This is a genomic window from Paenibacillus sp. BGI2013 (assembly GCF_002843485.1).
Lineage (GTDB): Bacteria > Bacillota > Bacilli > Paenibacillales > Paenibacillaceae > Paenibacillus > Paenibacillus amylolyticus.
Genome location: NZ_PJFA01000001.1, coordinates 290,137 through 308,507, shown reverse-complemented (window position 1 = coordinate 308,507; position 18,371 = coordinate 290,137). Strand labels below are relative to the sequence as shown.

The following is an 18,371-nucleotide window of genomic DNA, read 5'->3' as shown; positions in this document are numbered from 1 at the left end:
CTCCCCGATCATTGCTAACTTGAATGATGGGGAGTTTTTCTTTTGACAACCAATTTATAACCTACACCACGAATGGAATCAATGTGAACCGATTCCGGGTCCAACTCCAGCTTTTTACGTAATGAACTGACGTGAACATCCACCGTTCGTTGACCTCCGATATAATCAAAGCCCCACACAGCGTTCATCAGATCATCCCTTGTCAGTACCACACCCGGCTTTTTAGCCAAATATAGAAGTACTTCGAACTCTTTCGGACGCAGACTGATGGATTGTCCACCCAGTGTCACTTCATATTTCAAAGGGTAAATCTCCAGCTCTCCCAGAATAATTCGTGAGCCATCCTTGTCCTCAAGCTGTGGTAAATCTTCACCATTGGAATAACGTCTTAATACCGCATCCACTCGGGCTAATAACTCAGATACACCAAACGGTTTGGTAATATAATCATCGGCACCTGATTTCAGTCCCTGTACAACCTCGGCTTCACCGTTCTTGGCCGTCAGAATGATAACAGGTGTACTAACACCCTGTATTCTTAACTTGCTCAGAATGTCCAGACCATTCATGCCCGGAAGCATCAAATCCAGCAAAATGAGATCAAATTCCTGGGACAAGGCCCGATCATATCCTGCAGATCCGTGATCCTCTGCCGTAACGTCATAACCTTCCTGTGTCAGGTTATACGTGAGTAATCTTGATAATGTAGGTTCATCTTCAATAACTAGCAAACGCTGTGCCATGATACCCCTTCTCTCTTCATAGGTTGTCTGTTGCCACAACACTTTTTCTATCATAGCACTAATTTGTTAACGCGGTGTAAAACAATACACACTTTTTACATTTTGATACCTGACGCCTACATCTCTTCGTCTTGAATGAATGGAAGGATCACACGGAACGTTGTCCCCATGCCCAGTTCACTCTCTACAGACAATTTGCCATGATGCAATTCCACCAGATGTTTAACGATGGAAAGTCCAAGGCCTGTGCCCCCTGAATTACGGGATCTGCCTTTATCAACACGATAGAACCGCTCGAAGATTCGCGGCAAATCTTTTTTCGGTATGCCAATTCCTGTATCTGACACCGCAAAGACAACTTCATCATCGTTATCCATCGTCACCTGCAACTTCACTCGTCCACCATCGGGGGTATAGTTGATGCCGTTGGATAACAGATTAATGAAAATCTGCTTCATCTTGTCCTCATCCGCTTCAATGTACAGTTCCTCCGGAACATGCATTTCCAGACGAATCTGCTTTTTCTCCGCCACCTTGGACAAGGTGCCCAGCACCATTTCGAAGAAAGAGTGTACATGAACAGGGGAGCATTGCAGCGGTGCGCGTTTCGATTCAATTTTGGATAACTCCAGAATATCCCCGATTAATCGGTTAAGTCGATCTCCTTCATCATAGATGATTTTCAGGAATGATCGCTCTGTCTCCTTATCCTGTACCCCGCCACTGAGCAACGTTTCGGCAAACCCTTTGACCGCAGCAACTGGTGTCTTGAGCTCATGAGAGACATTTGCAACAAACTCACTGCGCATGGACTCCAATCGGCGAATCGCCGTCACGTCCTGCAACAGGAACAACATGCCTCGATACCCACCATCATCTTCGGACATCGGTACTCCATCAATACGGATCAGTTTTTCCTCCGGGTTGAACACACTCACTTCTTCATGCATCCGTTCTTTCAGTGCAACACTCTCTTCAATGGTGCGAGTTAATTCGTAGTGTCTTTTCAATTCAGTATAAGGTTTACCCGTAACCTTTCCTGCCTGAATACCAAGCATACGCTCCGCTTCCCGATTGACCAGTGCAATGGATTGCCCTGCGTCGATCATGACAATACCTCCGGTCATGTTCGCGAGGACACTCTGTAACAACGCTTCATTATCACGGATCGTCTTCAGCTGGGACTGCAAGCTGTCTGCCATTCCGTTTATGGCAAGCCCCAGCTGTCCGATCTCATCTCTACGCGTTACATCAACTCTGGCATCGTATTCCAGCTTGGTGATCCGATGGGCCACTTTTGTAATATGCTCAATCGGGGAGGTTAATCCACGTGCAACCCGATAACTGACAAACGCGACAATTAAGAACAATAGCCCAAGTGCAGCAAACATGATCATCCAACCACGCTGAAGCCCTTGATCCACAGCCTGTAGACTCATGGATAGACGAATGTAACCATCAAATTTGCCACTAGGTATTTCAATCATATCACTTTGATCCGAATTCACAGGTAGCGCTACATACAGCATGTCTTGTCCCAATGTCTCACTGTAACGTATGGATTGCCCGTATCCATCTCCGACGGCACCCTTAATCTCCTCACGGTTCAAGTGATTATCCATGGATGCCGGATCACTCTCGGAATCTCCAATGACCATGCCGTCTTTATTGATGAAGGTTACCCGGGAATCCGTCAGACGATCCAGTTCCAGCGCCCGATCTGAATAATACTTTCGTGTGGCTTCCGAGGTTGGATCACTTGCATCATGGAATGGAAAAGTTGCTTTGAGCAAATTAATCTCGCGCACCATGGTTTGCTCCAATGCGGCTATATGCGTAGTCTTAAACACTCTGCCCATCGTATATCCAGCCACAATGACGGATACACCGATCAGCACCATCATAATGATGGCAAGGCGAATTCGGAACGGTCTCATCTATCTCTTCCTTTATGATCAGATTAATATCTAATGAATTGCTCTACATTGAATCCAGTTCAATTCGGTCCCCACGGGTACCCGGATTGGAAATTACAAGAAACTCCACTTCTTCGTCGCTCCGATTCATCATCTGATGCGGCATTCCGGGTGCAATCTCTATTCCTTCATGGGTTTCCAGCACAAACGTCTCTCCATTAAGTTCCATACATGCTTCACCGCTGAGGATGAAAAAAAACTGACGGCTTACCGAATGATAATGTCGTATTTCAGCCGTTCCTGCGGGCATTCGTTCATGAATGATGCTCAATTTTTCGTTTTGAACAAGGTGCCAACCATCGCAATTCCCACCCCATATATAATGCGCCGCATTCTGTTTGCTAATTTTCATATGACTTGTCCCTCCGAGTATAATTGCTCGATCTATCATATCACAGATTAGGGGACTCCCAATCTTTTCAGTCAGTACTTTGCAATACGCTATCAACTGCAGTGAGACAAGGCTAATAATAAAATATCATAGTTGTATCAACAGAGATGCCGACTTTTGTAAACAGGTGCTAACCGCATCTTTGACATACATATTCACCTGATATAAAAAAGACGCACCGCTCAGCCATGCTGAAAGCGATACGTCTCTCTATATAATCAATCCTATCCTGAGTCTAAACATTCATTACGTATTATCCGTTCACCACTTCGCCGCCATTCACATGTATCACCTGTCCGCTCACATACGAAGAATCATCTGAAGCTAGATATACATAGGCTGGAGCCAGTTCATCCGGTTGTCCTGGCCGCTTCATTGGCTGCGTTGCGCCAAACTCACTTACTTTTTTCTCATCAAATGTGGATGGAATGAGTGGTGTCCAGATCGGCCCTGGTGCAACGGCATTAACACGAATTCCCTTCTCAATCACATTCATCGATAACGAACGAGTGAACGAAGTGATTGCTCCTTTGGTAGATGAATAGTCAAGCAGGGTCGGGCTGCCGCGATAGGCTGTGATGGAGGTTGTATTAATAATCGTACTGCCCTTCTTCAGATGTGGAAGGGCTGCCTGCGTCACATAGAACATGCCGAAGATATTGGTACGGAATGTACGCTCCAGCTGTTCTGGCGTAATATCCTCCAGATTCTGCTGTGGATGCTGTTCTGCTGCGTTATTCACGACAATGTCCAGTTTGCCCAGTTCATCTACTGTCTGCTGAACCGATTTCTTCGCAAAGGCATCATCACCAATGTCCCCTGCAATCAAGATACACTTGCGTCCTTCTTGTTCGACCTGACGTTTCGTTTCCTTGGCATCTTCGTGCTCGCTCAGGTATACAATGGCTACATCCGCGCCTTCCTTGGCATACGTAACAGCAACAGCACGTCCAATTCCGCTGTCACCCCCTGTAATAAGGGCCACCTTACCCGTCAGTTTACCTGCTGCCTTGTATTCAGGCTTCTCAAATTCCGGTCTGGGATGCATCTCCGATTCAATACCGGGGCGTTGATCCTGATGCTGTGCTGGCATTGTTTTTTGATTTTGCTGTGTGTTGGTTGACATCTAACATTCTCCTCTCAAAATGTGAACATGTTTGGATTACAGAAGACATGGACCCTAACTGTATACTTCCTTGTCTTTCGTTCTCTGAAAAAGTCTCATTCTGTAGGATGGCATGAACAGTTCAGATTATTCTTCTGCGATGAACAGCAACTTAAGCCTCAGCGTGCTGTCTCTAATCGTTATTTACCACTCTCTTTGGATATCAAACAACCAATTTGCTTTAATGCCTGTTTGGCCAAAATTCGAAATTTATTCGAAATTAGACTGTTTCATGATACAAAGTGTATTCCTATGCTGCTTGGGCTGATGTACAATGTACAGTATACTGATGTGCTTTAACTCTCATCTTTATTGGTTTAATCATTCTAACCTAACATGGAGACCTTACAATGGAATCGCATATTAATTCATATATAACACTCGTCGCTACTTCAGCCGTGCTGAATGTCTTTTTGTGTTTATATACCTATTTCAGAAGATCCGAGATTCCAAGTTCCAAAATATTCATTCTCTACACAGCAGCACTCTCCATATATACTTTTGGTTATGCGATTGAGCTGGCCAGCAACACGCTGGAGCAGATGATGTTTTGGACCACCGTGGAGTATACAGGCATGCCCTTCTCCGCATCTCTTGGCCTCATGTTGATGATAAAGTACACAGGAAAAACGTTATCCAAAAAGGTAACTGCCTCGCTGTTTGTAATCCCTTCCATTACACTAGGTATGGTTGCAACCAATGACTTTCATCATCTATTTTATAAAAAAGTATGGCTGAGAGAAGATAGTCCCGTTCCTCTGATGGATATCGCAGTGGGTCAATGGTATGTTGTACATGGTGCATTCACCTTCTCCTGTCTGTTATGTGCCTGCCTTATTCTGATTGGACAATGGAGACACACCAAGAAGATGTATCGTCGTCAATTACTTACTCTCATTACTTCACAGATTATTCCCATGGTCGCAGCTTTTCTGTATTTGCTTGGTTTGACCCCCGGCGGGATGGACCCCGTCCCCGTGCTCATGTGTATCACATCTGCCATGTATATCTGGGCGATTCTATCCTCACGTCTACTGACCATCGTACCCATCGCCAAAGACAGTATTTTTGAGAGTATGCGTGAAGGTGTAATTGTACTGGATAGTTTCAATCGACTGGTCGATTACAACAGATCTCTGCGTGACATGTTGCCAGAGCTTAATACAACCATGATTGGCCAACCCTTGGATGATATCTGGCTTAATCTTGCTGGAAAGACGTTTCCCGTTGAATACGGAAGAGAAGGATTGCAAACCGATCTGTACTGGCAGTTAAACGGAGAGACCGTCTGTTATCAGGTCAGGACATCTTACGTGTATAACAAGGATGCACAGACTGTGGGCAGTCTAATTATGTTAATCGATATAACGGAACAACGCTTCTTGCAAGAACAGCTGAAACAACTGGCTTATTTCGATGGTTTGACCAAAATCTATAATCGCACTCAATTTTTGCATAGAGGACGGGAGATTTTGAGTGAAGCTCAGCTTAATCCGCAACCTGTTTCATTCATTTTATTTGATATTGATTACTTTAAACGCATCAACGATACGTACGGGCATGATGTTGGCGATCAGGCCATCATTCATGTGGTCTCTGTCTGTAATCGATATTTAAGCCCTGAGATGTTATTTGCCCGTTATGGAGGAGAAGAGTTTGTCATCGCTCTTCCGAATACCTCGCTTCAAGAAGCCGAGAAACTTGCCGAAAAACTGAGAGTTGCCTTGTTGAATGACCCCCTGGATGTTAAGGGAGTGCCTATTACGCTCACCTCAAGCTTTGGTATTGCCCAGTACAATGGAGGGTCAGATTCGCTGGAGTCCTTGTTACGCGATGCTGATACTGCCTTGTACGAATCCAAGCGTAATGGTCGAAATGCAGTGCGGGCATATACTGTGAGTACAACCTAACCAACGTAGACCGTGTCAGATGAATATGTATGATGATATGTAGGGTAGTGATCCCTCTAGTTCCAGTTCAAAATAAACCGAGTACTGCTGATTTCATCTTGATAATAACAAAAAATAGACAGCCAATGAGGCTGTCTATTTTTTGTTTGTTCCAACGAAACACCATCTTACATCTCATCCGGCTTGTCCTAATTGCGTCTGCAAACGCTTAACCAACAACTAACAATACATCTTCGTAGGGTGGATTAACCGTCCGCAACGCACTTAGATCACCTGATTATTCACCATCAGGTACACCATGATTAACAAGAATACAGCCAGAAGTGTACTGAACATACGGATCTTGCTTTGCTCAGGACCCACATCACGTTTGTTTTTCACACCTTCTGCAGCGAGTCGCAGCGGTTTACCCATGATTCCTCCAATAGCCGCAATAGCCAAAAGCAGAACAACAACGACAGCCATCCAGACATGAGAATACTCACCTTTGGTCATCAGGTAACCACCAGTAAGAAGTTGGATTACAAGTCCATACTGCGCGACTTTGTTCAAAGAACGAAGTGATGCAAAGGCTCCCTCTTGTGCTGCGGCATTCAAGGTACGGATTTTACCGACCACAAATGGCAGAATCAAATAGAATCCCATCGCCAGTGCTCCAACAATATGGAGCAAATACATAATCATTGTCAAAATTTTCATCCTCCTCAACATTTTCGGTGTGCTATACATCACATCCCATTATACTGGGGAACTTATCCAAAGAAAAGAAAACCTCCGGGTTTACCGGAGGTTTTCTTTTAGCTTCTGTTCAAAAAGTTTTCAAACTTACAGGTTTACTACCGAAATGACGTTGCGAACCGAATCAGCAGATTTGTCCAATCCTGCTTTTTCTTCCGCTGTCAGGTCAAGTTCGAATATTTTCTCAATGCCATTACCACCCAAAATGGTTGGTACACCGAGGAACAGATCATTATAGCCATATTCACCTTCAAGATAAGCGATCACTGGAATGATACGTTTCTTGTCCTTCAAAATGGCTTCGGTCATCTGAACAAGCGAAGCTGCTGGTGCATAATAGGCACTGCCGTTACCCAACAAATTCACAATCTCGCCTCCGCCAACACGTGTGCGTTGAACAATGGACTCAATGCGTTCTGCCGGAATCAGCGTGTCAATCGGAATACCACCTACACTCGAATAACGAACGAGGGGTACCATATCGTCCCCGTGGCCGCCAAGAACGAATCCACGAACATCTTCAACAGATACATTCAACTCTTGCGCAATGAAGGTACAATAACGTGCTGTATCCAGAACACCTGACTGACCGATAACACGGTTTTTAGGAAAACCAAGGGTCTGATAAGCTGCATAAGTCATCGCATCCACCGGGTTGCTTAGAATAATGACGATGGAATCAGGGCAATATTTTTTCACATTTTCACAAACGGACTTCACGATACCCGCATTCGTATTGACCAGATCGTCGCGGCTCATACCCGGTTTACGGGCGATACCAGCGGTGATGATTACAATCTCAGAACCTGCAGTATCTTCGTAGTTGGAAGTACCGACGATATGACTGTCAAATCCTTGAACAGGACTTGCTTCCATCATATCGAGTGCTTTCCCCTTCGTCGGGTTCTCCAGTTGAGGAATATCAACCAGCACAACATCCCCGAGTTCTTTTTGGGCAAGCATTAATGCGGTCGTAGCACCGGTAAAACCGGCGCCGACTACTGTGATTTTTTTGCGCTGAATAGTCAAGATTCACATCTCCCCTTACAGGTTTTTAATGATTTGATCCGCGAATTCAGAACATTTCACTTCAGTAGCGCCGTCCATCAGACGTGCAAAGTCATACGTTACTGTTTTATTGTTAATGGATGTTTCCATACCTTTGTAGATCAGGTTAGCTGCTTCTTGCCATCCCAAGTGCTCAAGCAACATTACTCCGGACAGAATAACGGAACCAGGGTTCACGACATCTTTGTCCGCGTATTTAGGTGCAGTACCGTGAGTTGCTTCGAAGATAGCATGTCCTGTTACGTAGTTGATGTTCGCTCCAGGAGCGATACCAATTCCGCCAACTTGCGCTGCAAGTGCATCGGACAGATAGTCACCGTTCAGGTTCAATGTTGCGATAACATCAAATTCGCCTGGACGAGTCAATACTTGTTGCAGAGCGATATCGGCAATCGCATCTTTTACGATGATTTTACCAGCATCTTCAGCAGCTTTTTGTGCTGCATTCGCTGCATCTGTACCTTCGTTTTCTTTGATGATGTCGTATTGTGCCCATGTGAATACTTTGTCAGCGAACTCTTCTTCAGCCACTTCATATCCCCAGTTTTTGAAGGCACCTTCTGTGAATTTCATGATATTACCTTTGTGTACCAATGTAACCGTCTTACGGTTATGGTCAATTGCGTACTGCACTGCTGCACGTACCAGACGTTTCGAACCTTCGGAAGAAACTGGTTTGATACCAATACCGGAAGTCTCAGGGAAACGGATTTTGTTAGCACCCATCTCCTGTTGCAGGAACTGGATCACTTTTTTCACTTCTTCAGAACCTTCAGCATACTCGATTCCTGCATAGATATCTTCCGTATTCTCACGGAAAATGACCATGTCTACCAACTCAGGACGTTTAACCGGAGAAGGTACACCGTCGAAATAACGAACAGGACGCAAGCATGTGTACAGGTCAAGCTCTTGACGCAGGGCTACGTTCAGGGAACGAATACCGCCACCGATTGGCGTAGTCAATGGTCCTTTGATCGCTACGATATACTCACGAATGGCTTCCAGTGTATCATTCGGCAACCACTCACCGTATGTATCGAATGCTTTTTGTCCAGCAAACACTTCATACCATGCGATTTTTTTGTTGCCATCATAAGCTTTTTCAACAGCTGCATCCAATACACGTTTGGAAGCTTTCCAGATATCACGGCCTGTACCGTCACCTTCGATAAATGGAATGATTGGATTACTAGGTACTTGAAGTGTACCGTTATCAATTTGGATTTTTTCGCCTTCAGTTGGGTGAGCAAATTTTTCTAATTTCATAGTTAAAATTCCTCCTAGGTTTCGTATATGCAGTATTCATCATACCACTAGTCTTGTTGAGAGAAGGGTCCTGAGAGCTTAAGCCAGTAAAGCCTCTGCTTTCCAACCCTTCACCTCGTCCATATTATTATACTGTTTTTGTGGCTATTAGCGAAGTTCAATAGAAACGTATTTCTGTTCTGTAGGACCAGTGTACTCCGCACGTGGACGAATGATGCGATTGTCCGCAAGCTGTTCCAAAATATGCGCAGTCCATCCCGACACCCGGCTGATGGCAAAGATCGGAGTGAACAATTCCTGTTCGATCTCCAGTTGGGTATATACAGAAGCAGAATAGAAGTCTACGTTAGGCTTCAGTCCTTTTTGTCCTGTTACCAGTTCCTCGATCTTCACAGACATATCATACAAACGCGTATCATTGTTCATCTCGCCAAGTTCCTTGGACATCTTCTGTAGATGTTTGGCGCGTGGATCACCGTTTTTGTACACCCGATGTCCAAAGCCCATGATTTTTTCACGATTATTCAGTTTTTCCTGAATTGCCGCTTCAAGACGATCTGGCGTACCGATCTCATTCAACATTTTCATAACGGCTTCATTAGCACCGCCATGCAGTGGTCCCTTCAGTGCGCCAATGGCGGAAGTTACACCGGAATAGATATCCGACAGCGTAGCAACCGTTACACGGGCTGCAAATGTCGAAGCGTTTAACTCATGATCCGCATGCAGGACAAGGGCTTGATCCAATGCTTTCACTGCGGTCTCGGATGGTTCTTCACCAGTCATCATATATAAAAAGTTCTCTGCGATGGAAGCGCCTTCTTTTGGAGCCACAGGTTCTTTGCCCTGACGGATACGGGCGATGGCTGCCACAATCGTTGGCAACTGTGCTTGCAACTTAACCGCTTTGTTCTCATTCGCTTCCGTTGTCATCTCATCCGCTTGCTCGTCGTACAGTGCAAGTGCAGAGACAGCGGAACGAAGTGCTGCCATGGTACTGACATTTTTCGGGTACAATTGGATTTGTGCAATCAACTCGCTCGGAATCGGCGCGTAATCGCTCAGGCTTTTACGAAGGGATTTCAGTTCATCCGTTGTTGGCAATTTACCAAACCACAACAAATAGGCAACTTCTTCAAAGCTGGCATGTTCAGCCAAATCGTCGATATCGTAACCACGGTATGTGAGCACACCGTCTACAATAGAACTGATCGAAGAGGTTGTCGCAACGATGCCTTCCAGACCTTTGGTAGCTGTCATATACATCTCTCCTTTAATAAGCGAAATCAGGAACCATTCCAGAGTGTCATATAAGTGCCAAAATGCACCTATTCTCTTTTTGTAAACATTTTCATTTTAAAATTAACAAATATTTCAAACTAAGGTTTTCCTATCTGTCAATCGGTATTTACTTATAACATCATACTGGATTTTGTCGTTTATGTGAACATGATGAGAGTTCATTCGCACATCAAACTTCTTTATCGGTCCGATAAAGCATTTTTGAAAGCCTTTACAAAAACAAGGTTGACATTTAATGTTTTTTAACCAATCCTGTCGTATGAGGAACTTTCTATTGCTATATTCTGTAATACTAAGGCATACTCTAGGCAAAAGAAAGAATCCTCGTAGATCTTGTGCAAAAGTCCACTCTTGAACAAGATCTGTTAACATCCCGGCGTTTCAAAACCTTGAAAATGCTCTATATTAATTAAGATAGCCATCTATTTCTAATACTGATTCATGGATCATACATAGGTCGGCTTAATTGAAATAAGGAGAGTTGATGCTTGGATAGAATAATAATGAAACGCCTGCTCCGTGGCTTATGGGTTATCATTGCGGCCGTTCTGATCGCCGTTGCCATATACTTGCTGTTCCCGCTCTTGTACCCTTTTGCGATTGCCTGGATTATCGCCTATGCCATGAATCCATTAGTGAAACTGCTTCAGCATCGAGCACGATTCCCGCGCTGGCTGGCTGTGACTCTTTCATTGATCCTTTATTTTGGAGCCATTGCGGTGGTGCTGTCTGCGGCGATTACCCGTATGGTAAAAGAAGTCATTTCACTTACGACAAGCTTTGATCTACATGTTGATGAGATCAAGGACACGTTTGTGCGCTGGACCCAGAATGACACCATTCAGAGTTTGACTGCGCAGATCAATGAATTTTACAAGGAAAATCCCAACTACCAGGAAACCATCAACAGCAATATTAGTAAAACAACTGAAACGGTGGGTACAGCCGTGACAGATCTGGTCACCGGATTTTTCAACATGATTCTGAGTCTGCTGACTTCCCTGCCGAACATGGGTGCGGTATTAATCGTTGTTCTGTTGTCTACATTCTTCATTAGCAAAAGCTGGACCAGGCACAACATCACCGTATCGGGATGGGTACCCTCTTCCATTCGCAAGCCGATATCCGACATATGGACCGACCTTAAGAAGGCACTGTTCGGATACGCAAGAGCACAATTGATCATGATCTCGATTACAGCACTATTCGTCATGATTGGACTGCTTATATTGCAAGTCAATTCAGCCTTCACCATCGCTCTGATGATTGGTTTGGTCGATCTGCTTCCTTATCTGGGTGTTGGCCTTATCATGGTGCCTTGGGCAGCGTACCTCTTTATGAATGGGGATCTGTATCTGGGTATTGGGATTAGTATTATCTATCTGATCTTATTGATCGCCCGTCAGATTATTGAACCGAAGGTACTTGCAAGCAGTGTAGGGCTCGACCCACTCGCCACGCTGGTTGGCATGTTTGTGGGTTTGAAGTTGTTTGGTGTTCTGGGCTTGATTATTGGCCCTGTCAGTCTCGTGATTCTCGATGCGTTCAATCGGGCTAACGTATTACGCGACCTCAGAACGTATATCATCAACGGACGTGTCCGATGAGGCATGACCTTATGAGCACGCAGGAAAAATAGAAAAAGGCTTCGTTCAACAGAAATCATCTGTTGAGCGGAGCCTTTTCATTATGCAAAACAACTGGTGTTTCATTTCGGACGACGATAAAACGTAATTTTGCCACTTTTCATTTTTTTCTCCAGCCACCCCAGGAAGAACAGACGGTACACCGGACGTGTTAAAGGAAATACCAGTGTAAAGCCGATCAGATCCGTTACAAAGCCTGGAATCAAAAGCAAGAAACCACCGACAAAAATAAAAAGACCATCGACCATTTTTCTTCCAGGTACCTTGCCACGCTCCATCTCGGATTTGGCGTCCACAAGTACTTTTCGCCCTTCAAACTGCAACATTGCTATACCAATCAAGGACGTGAGAATCATGAGAAGCAATGTCTTTCCGGCTCCGATCCAGTCACTCATCAGAATAAAACCAAATAATTCAATCACCGGAATGATTAAGAGTAAAGCCCACATCCATTTTCGCATTGACGTATTACCCCTTTCCCGAAAGCCACACCTTTTCAAGCGCGCTGTATAACTCAGAGGCTGCCTTATCCAGCCGAACTGGCTTCCAGTCCCCATTCACCCATACATGCTGGGTAGAACCTGTAACTAGCCGTTCACCGGGGAGTGATTCATCAGTTGACCATACCCGTTCTCCAATCGCCATATGCTCATCAGGTTCTTCAGACATGCGTCTTACGTCATACTCATAATTCAGTCGCAGACCACTAAATGCAGCAATACGGGTGAATATGATAATCTCATCATCATATCGGGCAGGCTTGTGATACTTCACATCCAGTCCGGTTACGGGAAGCAGTAACCCCTGTTCCTCCATTTTACGATATGTATACCCCATTTGGCGAATCATCTCAGTTCGACCGATTTCAAACCAATTCAAATAGTTCGCGTGGTAGACCACGCCCATCTGGTCACTTTCTTGATAGCGTACACGAAGACGTGCCGCATACCAGTTACCATTGCTCTGTTCTCGCACGTTATCGGCCTCCTTCGTTCTATCATTCATACGTGTTACCTCGTTGTAAAGTGTCAATAAGATGGAAAAAAAGCAACGGGACAATAAAGCCCCATTGCTTCTCTCCTGTTGCTTCTCCATCCAAGACGCTATTAAGCGTTGTTTGGAATTTGGCTTACTTTAATCAGGTTGGTAGAACCGGAACGACCCAAAGGTACACCTGCTGTGATCACAACCAGGTCTCCTTCTTTAACAAGTCCGGATTTTACGCCGCCTTCAATTGCATTTTCGAACAAAGCATCCGTGGAATCAACCAGTCTTCCTTTGACAGGAGTTACACCCCAAGCCAGAGCCAAACGACGGGAAGTTCTGTCTTCCGTTGTCACAGCGATGATTGGAGATTCTGGACGATACTTGGAAATCATGCGTGCAGTATGTCCTGATTCAGTCGAAGTAATGATCGCTTTTGCGTTCAAATCTTGAGCTTGGAGAGCAACCGATTGGCTGATTGCTTCCGTAACTGTTGTTTGTTGAGCAACACGTTGTTTCAGGTACAACTCTTGGTAAGGCAGAGCAGATTCTGCTTTTTCAGCAATACGGGACATGGTCAGAACAGATTCAACTGGGTATTTACCCGCAGCTGTCTCACCGGACAACATGATTGCGTCCGTACCGTCGAAGATCGCATTCGCCACGTCACTTGCTTCCGCACGTGTTGGACGCGGGTTACGCTGCATGGAATCCAGCATTTGTGTAGCTGTGATAACCGGTTTACCTGCAACGTTACATTTTTGGATCATGCGTTTTTGTACCAATGGTACTTCTTCCGCAGGAATCTCAACACCCAGGTCTCCACGAGCAACCATCAGGCCGTCAGACACTTCAAGGATTTCGTCGAGGTTATCGACACCTTGTTGGTTTTCGATTTTGGAGATGATTTGGATATGTCCAGCATTGTGTTTTTCAAGCAATTCACGAATCTCAAGTACATCACTTGCTTTACGTACAAAAGAAGCCGCGATGAAATCGACACCTTGTTCGATACCAAATACGATATCGTTAGCGTCTTTTTCGGTGATACCCGGTAGAGAAATGGCAACGCCCGGAACGTTAACACCTTTTTTGCTTTTGATCGATCCGCCGTTAACGATACGGCATTTGATCTCGGTGCCTTGCACTTCCACCACAGTCAGTCCGATCAGACCGTCGTCGATCAGAATTGTAGATCCCGGTTCAACATCATTCGGAAGATCTGTATACGTAATGGAAAGACGTTCTTTGGTGCCCAGAATTTCTTCTGTTGTCAAAGTGATGTACTCGTCTTGAACCAATTCGATCGGTTCAACTTCGAGTTTACCTGTCCGAATTTCCGGTCCTTTGGTGTCCAGCAGGATCGCTACTGTTTTGTTCAACTCTTCGCATGCTTGGCGAATCGCAATGATCCGTCCGCCGTGCTCATCGAAATCACCGTGGGAGAAGTTCAGACGGGCCACATTCATACCGGCCATAATCAATTTTTTGGTGTTCTCCAGAGATTCACTGGATGGACCAATGGTACATACAATTTTCGTTTTACGCATTTTGGGTTTCCTCCGATTTTAAAGGTATTACTCTTTATCTATTTTTCTTTTTCCAACTATTAAATTTACTATACTTTTGCTCATTTGTATAGGAAATTCGTCACATTATTCAGCATTTCCCGACAAATTACTCGCAACATCGACTTTTACAAGCTCTTGAGGGGCTTCATTGGATGCTTGAGGTTCAAACGTGACCGATCCAATTTTACGGAATTTCTCATAACGATCCTGTTTCAGCTGATCCCCGCTCCAACCCTTCATATCGTCGAGATGACGGACCAAAGCTTCACTGATGAAAGCAGCAGACGCTTCATAATCCCGATGAGCACCGCCGCGTGGCTCAGGGACAATCTCTTCAATGACTTCCATCTCTAACAGGTCTTTGGCTGTTATTTTCATTGCTTCAGCCGCCTGATCTGCCTTGGATGCATCCTTCCAGAGAATCGAAGCAGCGCCGTTCGGAGAGATTGCAGAATAGATCGCATGTTCCAGCATCAACACACGATTACCCACAGCCATAGCGAGGGCACCGCCGCTTCCACCTTCGCCGATGACCACAACAATAACAGGAACCGATAGCTTCGCCATTTCCATCAGGTTGCGAGCAATCGCTTCCGATTGACCTCTCTCTTCTGCAGTATTACCCGGATACGCCCCTTTAGTATCAATAAACGTAATAATAGGACGGCCAAATTTGTTCGCTTGTTTCATCAGACGAAGTCCTTTTCGGAAACCTTCTGGATGAGCGCTGCCGAAAAAGCGGGCGATATTATCCTTCGTGTCTTTCCCCCGCTGTTGTCCGATTACCGTTACTGTCTTTCCATTCAACTTGGCAAGTCCGCCAACAACCGCAAGATCGTCTCCGAACATGCGATCACCGTGCAGCTCAATGAAGTCCGTAAATATCAGCTGGATCAGGTCCAGCGCCGTTGGGCGCTGCTGATGACGGGCCAGATGCATCTTCTGAGCTGCTGTTATGCCAGTGTAGATCTCTTCTTCAAGTCTATGGTAACGTTCTTCCAGGCGGGCAATCTCGTCCGTGAAGTCGATCCCTTTTTCCTGTCCAAACTGTACGAGTTCATCAATCTTTTTGCGCATCTCAACCAGAGGCGCTTCATATGGCAACTCACCCGCCATTTAGACCCCTCCTTTTTCACTATGCATATCCAAAAGCTTGCCAAGAGTGGCCCGAAGCTCTTTCCGGTGCACAACCATGTCCAACTGACCATGTTGCATATTAAATTCAGCCGTTTGGAAATCATCAGGTAACTTCTGACGGATCGTCTGTTCGATAACGATTCTGCCGGCAAAACCAAATACAGCGCCAGGTTCGGCAATGTTAATATCGCCCAGGCTCGCAAAACTTGCCGAGACTCCACCTGTTGTTGGGTCCGTAATGACCGAAATGTACAACCCGCCCTGTTCATCCAAACGGGATAAAGCTGCACTTGTTTTGGCCATTTGCATGAGGCTGAGAATACTCTCTTGCATCCGAGCACCACCTGATGTTGAGAAAATAATCAATGGTAACCGTTTCTCTGTGGCATGCTCAATGGCACGGGTAATTTTCTCCCCTACAACAGAACCCATGCTGCCTGTGAAGAAATCAAAGCTCATGACAGCAACAACTACAGGAAGGCCATCAATGGTTCCTTCCCCTGTAATTACCGCTTCCTTCAGGCCCGATTTCAGACGCTGTTGTTCCAATTTGTTGCTATATCCAGGAAAGCCAAGTGGATCAACCGATATCATATCAGCATCAAACTCAACAAATCCTTGATCATCAAGTACCATAGCAATGCGCTCCATAGCGTTAAGACGCATATGGTAACCGCAGGCAGGACATACTTTCAGATTTTTCTCCAATTCCTTGCTATATTGAATGGTGCCGCATTTGCTGCACTTGTTCATAAGCCCTTCAGGTATTTCACGTTTTGGGCGTTCTAGGACTTCCTGGCCTTCGCCGGGAAGTGCACGCTCGGAAGGTATGGTAGCGTACTTCCGTTTCTTCTGGAATATATCTTTGAACACAACTACACCTCTCCAGCCGTTGATTTGATGGCCGCAACCTGCAGAGCGCTGCTTGTGGCAGCTTCATCCGCGTGTTACGGTAAACCGCTTACGACCCACACGCTGCCATGGGCCTTGTCCAGCATTCACAACAAAAAAATCCGCCGGTACAGGGCAAGGATCACCGGCTTCTGTCAGCACGATTGATGTTACCTGCAAAAACCGAAAGATTGTTGCGCCGATGTTTGAATCTATCTTGGTAGGGTCTCCGGGAGCAACCAGGTCGGTCCTTGTCCTAACAAAAAAAGAAGGAAGGACAGCAGCATACAATACATGCAAGTCGATTCCTCTCTCCGCTTACGCGATTAGTCCCTTATGTACCGATGGTACTTCTTCATCTGCCAAGGCACGTTGATGTCGAACAAATCAGGAATGCAGAATGGAATTCAACACTTCCTGGACCTCTTCCAATTCCCCAGAAGGGACACGAATCTCAAATTGCTGCTTGGATAAACTGATGGGACGGGTCTGTACCAGAAAACCTTCTTCCGAAAGCTTGGTCTTGATCTTGTCCGCAACCTTTGCTGTCGGTGCAATGTAAATCACCGTCCACATGCCTTGTCCGCCCCCTAAGCTAATGTTCAGAGCCCGTATATTGGACTAATGATAACATACCTCACTTTTTTTCTGCAAGAAAGGGTTCGGGACCTTTGGGGAGAATTTGGGATCATGAGGGACATTAGTCCCCCACGAATAACTCATATGGTTGACGAAATCTTCTTGTTCATACCTCTTCCATAAGCAGCCGCAAGCTTATCAGGGCAGCGTCAGCCGCCCTTGAAGACCTTCATATGAGCCATTAGATTGACCATAACAGACAAGCATGGAAATACAGGGGGTTAAAGGTCTGAGGGGTATTTTTTGGCTTTAATATTTTTGTGTGCAATCCGGGCAGAAGCCGCAGCAGCCACCCCTGCGACCAGATCATCCAAAAAGACATGAATGGCTGTTGTGTGTTCGTTCAAATCATGAATTACACCTATTTTTTCTTTATCCAGGTAACCAAAGCTGGTTAAACCAATCATACCATACACATGAGTAATGCCGAGGGCCAGAGTCTCGTCCACTCCATACAGGGATTCATCCGCTTCCATAATAGCCTGTAACGGTTGGGGCAAGAGTTTTTTCTCCGCAAGTTCGTCGAGAGCAATACCCGTATAGAGCGTATATTGCACCTCTCGTTTCTGCAGAACGGATTTCACGCTGGTTACACAGTCGTCCAAGGTCAGTTCGGGGTGGTACCCTTTTTGCAGACGGTATACAATTGCTGCGATTGCATCAATCCGTACACCCCGCCGGGCCAGCATGGCTTCTACGATTTCATATGACATATCTCGACCTCCCGCATCAATCCCCCGAGGACCACGAGGTCCTTCGGTGTTCTCAAGTGTATGCAGCAACCTGTTAAAATGTTCATAAAATGTGCGGATGGTTAAGACCAGTCGCAGCCTAAACCTGTTTCAGGATTGTACATTCCGCTCTGGTCTGTAGCTGGCCTATAACAAGTCTGCAATTTGTTTGTTTAAACCCTGTCGTCAGGGAACCGAGCTCGCACTAAA

18 protein-coding genes are annotated in these 18,371 nt (G+C 45.5%); 2 read left to right on the top strand and 16 right to left on the bottom strand.

From position 1 onward, the window contains the following. Positions 1 to 14 precede the first annotated feature (14 nt). The 4 genes from CXK86_RS01385 to CXK86_RS01370 all read right to left on the bottom strand — a co-directional run bounded on the left by CXK86_RS01385 (position 15) and on the right by CXK86_RS01370 (position 4,236). Complete coding sequence (locus CXK86_RS01385) at positions 15 to 743, bottom strand: response regulator transcription factor (RefSeq protein WP_036609823.1); 729 nt, start codon at positions 741 to 743, stop codon at positions 15 to 17. 116 nt (positions 744 to 859) lie between these two features. After that, positions 860 to 2,680: a two-component system histidine kinase PnpS gene (gene pnpS / locus CXK86_RS01380; RefSeq protein ID WP_036669981.1), complete on the bottom strand. Its 1,821-nt coding sequence runs from the start codon at positions 2,678 to 2,680 to the stop codon at positions 860 to 862. A gap of 43 nt (positions 2,681 to 2,723) precedes the next feature. Further along, positions 2,724 to 3,071 (bottom strand): cupin domain-containing protein, encoded by a 348-nt coding sequence (locus CXK86_RS01375; protein WP_101313349.1) that lies wholly within the window; start codon positions 3,069 to 3,071, stop codon positions 2,724 to 2,726. A gap of 292 nt (positions 3,072 to 3,363) precedes the next feature. Next, positions 3,364 to 4,236: an SDR family oxidoreductase gene (locus CXK86_RS01370; RefSeq protein ID WP_036669971.1), complete on the bottom strand. Its 873-nt coding sequence runs from the start codon at positions 4,234 to 4,236 to the stop codon at positions 3,364 to 3,366. Positions 4,237 to 4,625: 389 nt separating this feature from the next. Between CXK86_RS01370 and CXK86_RS01365 the strand changes: the two genes are divergently transcribed. Further along, on the top strand, positions 4,626 to 6,185 hold the full coding sequence (locus tag CXK86_RS01365) for a histidine kinase N-terminal 7TM domain-containing diguanylate cyclase (protein ID WP_101313348.1): 1,560 nt from the start codon (positions 4,626 to 4,628) through the stop codon (positions 6,183 to 6,185). A 264-nt stretch (positions 6,186 to 6,449) separates the two neighbouring features. Here CXK86_RS01365 and CXK86_RS01360 read toward each other — a convergent pair whose 3' ends face one another. The 4 genes from CXK86_RS01360 to citZ form a co-directional block, all read right to left on the bottom strand. After that, on the bottom strand, positions 6,450 to 6,875 hold the full coding sequence (locus CXK86_RS01360; protein ID WP_017689485.1) for a hypothetical protein: 426 nt from the start codon (positions 6,873 to 6,875) through the stop codon (positions 6,450 to 6,452). Positions 6,876 to 7,010: 135 nt separating this feature from the next. After that, on the bottom strand, positions 7,011 to 7,952 hold the full coding sequence (gene mdh / locus CXK86_RS01355; protein ID WP_074094381.1) for a malate dehydrogenase: 942 nt from the start codon (positions 7,950 to 7,952) through the stop codon (positions 7,011 to 7,013). 15 nt (positions 7,953 to 7,967) lie between these two features. Further along, positions 7,968 to 9,260, bottom strand: coding sequence for an NADP-dependent isocitrate dehydrogenase (gene icd / locus CXK86_RS01350; protein ID WP_036609828.1), 1,293 nt, complete (start codon positions 9,258 to 9,260; stop codon positions 7,968 to 7,970). A gap of 147 nt (positions 9,261 to 9,407) precedes the next feature. Further along, positions 9,408 to 10,520: a citrate synthase gene (citZ, locus tag CXK86_RS01345; protein WP_017689488.1), complete on the bottom strand. Its 1,113-nt coding sequence runs from the start codon at positions 10,518 to 10,520 to the stop codon at positions 9,408 to 9,410. A gap of 530 nt (positions 10,521 to 11,050) precedes the next feature. On the opposite strand from citZ, the gene ytvI reads away from it, so the two are divergent. Continuing rightward, complete coding sequence (ytvI, locus tag CXK86_RS01340) at positions 11,051 to 12,169, top strand: sporulation integral membrane protein YtvI (RefSeq protein WP_036609832.1); 1,119 nt, start codon at positions 11,051 to 11,053, stop codon at positions 12,167 to 12,169. 101 nt (positions 12,170 to 12,270) lie between these two features. Here ytvI and CXK86_RS01335 read toward each other — a convergent pair whose 3' ends face one another. The 8 genes from CXK86_RS01335 to CXK86_RS01300 all read right to left on the bottom strand — a co-directional run bounded on the left by CXK86_RS01335 (position 12,271) and on the right by CXK86_RS01300 (position 18,143). Next, positions 12,271 to 12,669 (bottom strand): FxsA family protein, encoded by a 399-nt coding sequence (locus tag CXK86_RS01335; RefSeq protein WP_036609835.1) that lies wholly within the window; start codon positions 12,667 to 12,669, stop codon positions 12,271 to 12,273. 7 nt (positions 12,670 to 12,676) lie between these two features. Beyond that, positions 12,677 to 13,213 carry an acyl-CoA thioesterase gene (locus CXK86_RS01330; protein WP_047842320.1) on the bottom strand — a complete coding sequence of 179 codons (537 nt, stop codon included), beginning with the start codon at positions 13,211 to 13,213 and terminating at the stop codon, positions 12,677 to 12,679. 101 nt (positions 13,214 to 13,314) lie between these two features. Next, positions 13,315 to 14,742: a pyruvate kinase gene (gene pyk, locus CXK86_RS01325; RefSeq protein WP_017689492.1), complete on the bottom strand. Its 1,428-nt coding sequence runs from the start codon at positions 14,740 to 14,742 to the stop codon at positions 13,315 to 13,317. Between the two features lie 105 nt (positions 14,743 to 14,847). Beyond that, positions 14,848 to 15,879, bottom strand: a complete 1,032-nt coding sequence (locus CXK86_RS01320; RefSeq protein WP_036669951.1) for an acetyl-CoA carboxylase carboxyltransferase subunit alpha — start codon at positions 15,877 to 15,879, stop codon at positions 14,848 to 14,850. After that, complete coding sequence (accD, locus tag CXK86_RS01315; RefSeq protein ID WP_036609844.1) at positions 15,880 to 16,773, bottom strand: acetyl-CoA carboxylase, carboxyltransferase subunit beta; 894 nt, start codon at positions 16,771 to 16,773, stop codon at positions 15,880 to 15,882. It abuts the gene before it with no gap. 63 nt (positions 16,774 to 16,836) lie between these two features. Further along, positions 16,837 to 16,971: a hypothetical protein gene (locus CXK86_RS32485; protein ID WP_255319678.1), complete on the bottom strand. Its 135-nt coding sequence runs from the start codon at positions 16,969 to 16,971 to the stop codon at positions 16,837 to 16,839. Between the two features lie 207 nt (positions 16,972 to 17,178). After that, positions 17,179 to 17,367 (bottom strand): hypothetical protein, encoded by a 189-nt coding sequence (locus CXK86_RS01305; RefSeq protein ID WP_017689496.1) that lies wholly within the window; start codon positions 17,365 to 17,367, stop codon positions 17,179 to 17,181. Between the two features lie 284 nt (positions 17,368 to 17,651). Then, complete coding sequence (locus CXK86_RS01300) at positions 17,652 to 18,143, bottom strand: phosphatidylglycerophosphatase A family protein (RefSeq protein WP_036609851.1); 492 nt, start codon at positions 18,141 to 18,143, stop codon at positions 17,652 to 17,654. Between the last annotated feature and the right edge of the window lie 228 nt (positions 18,144 to 18,371).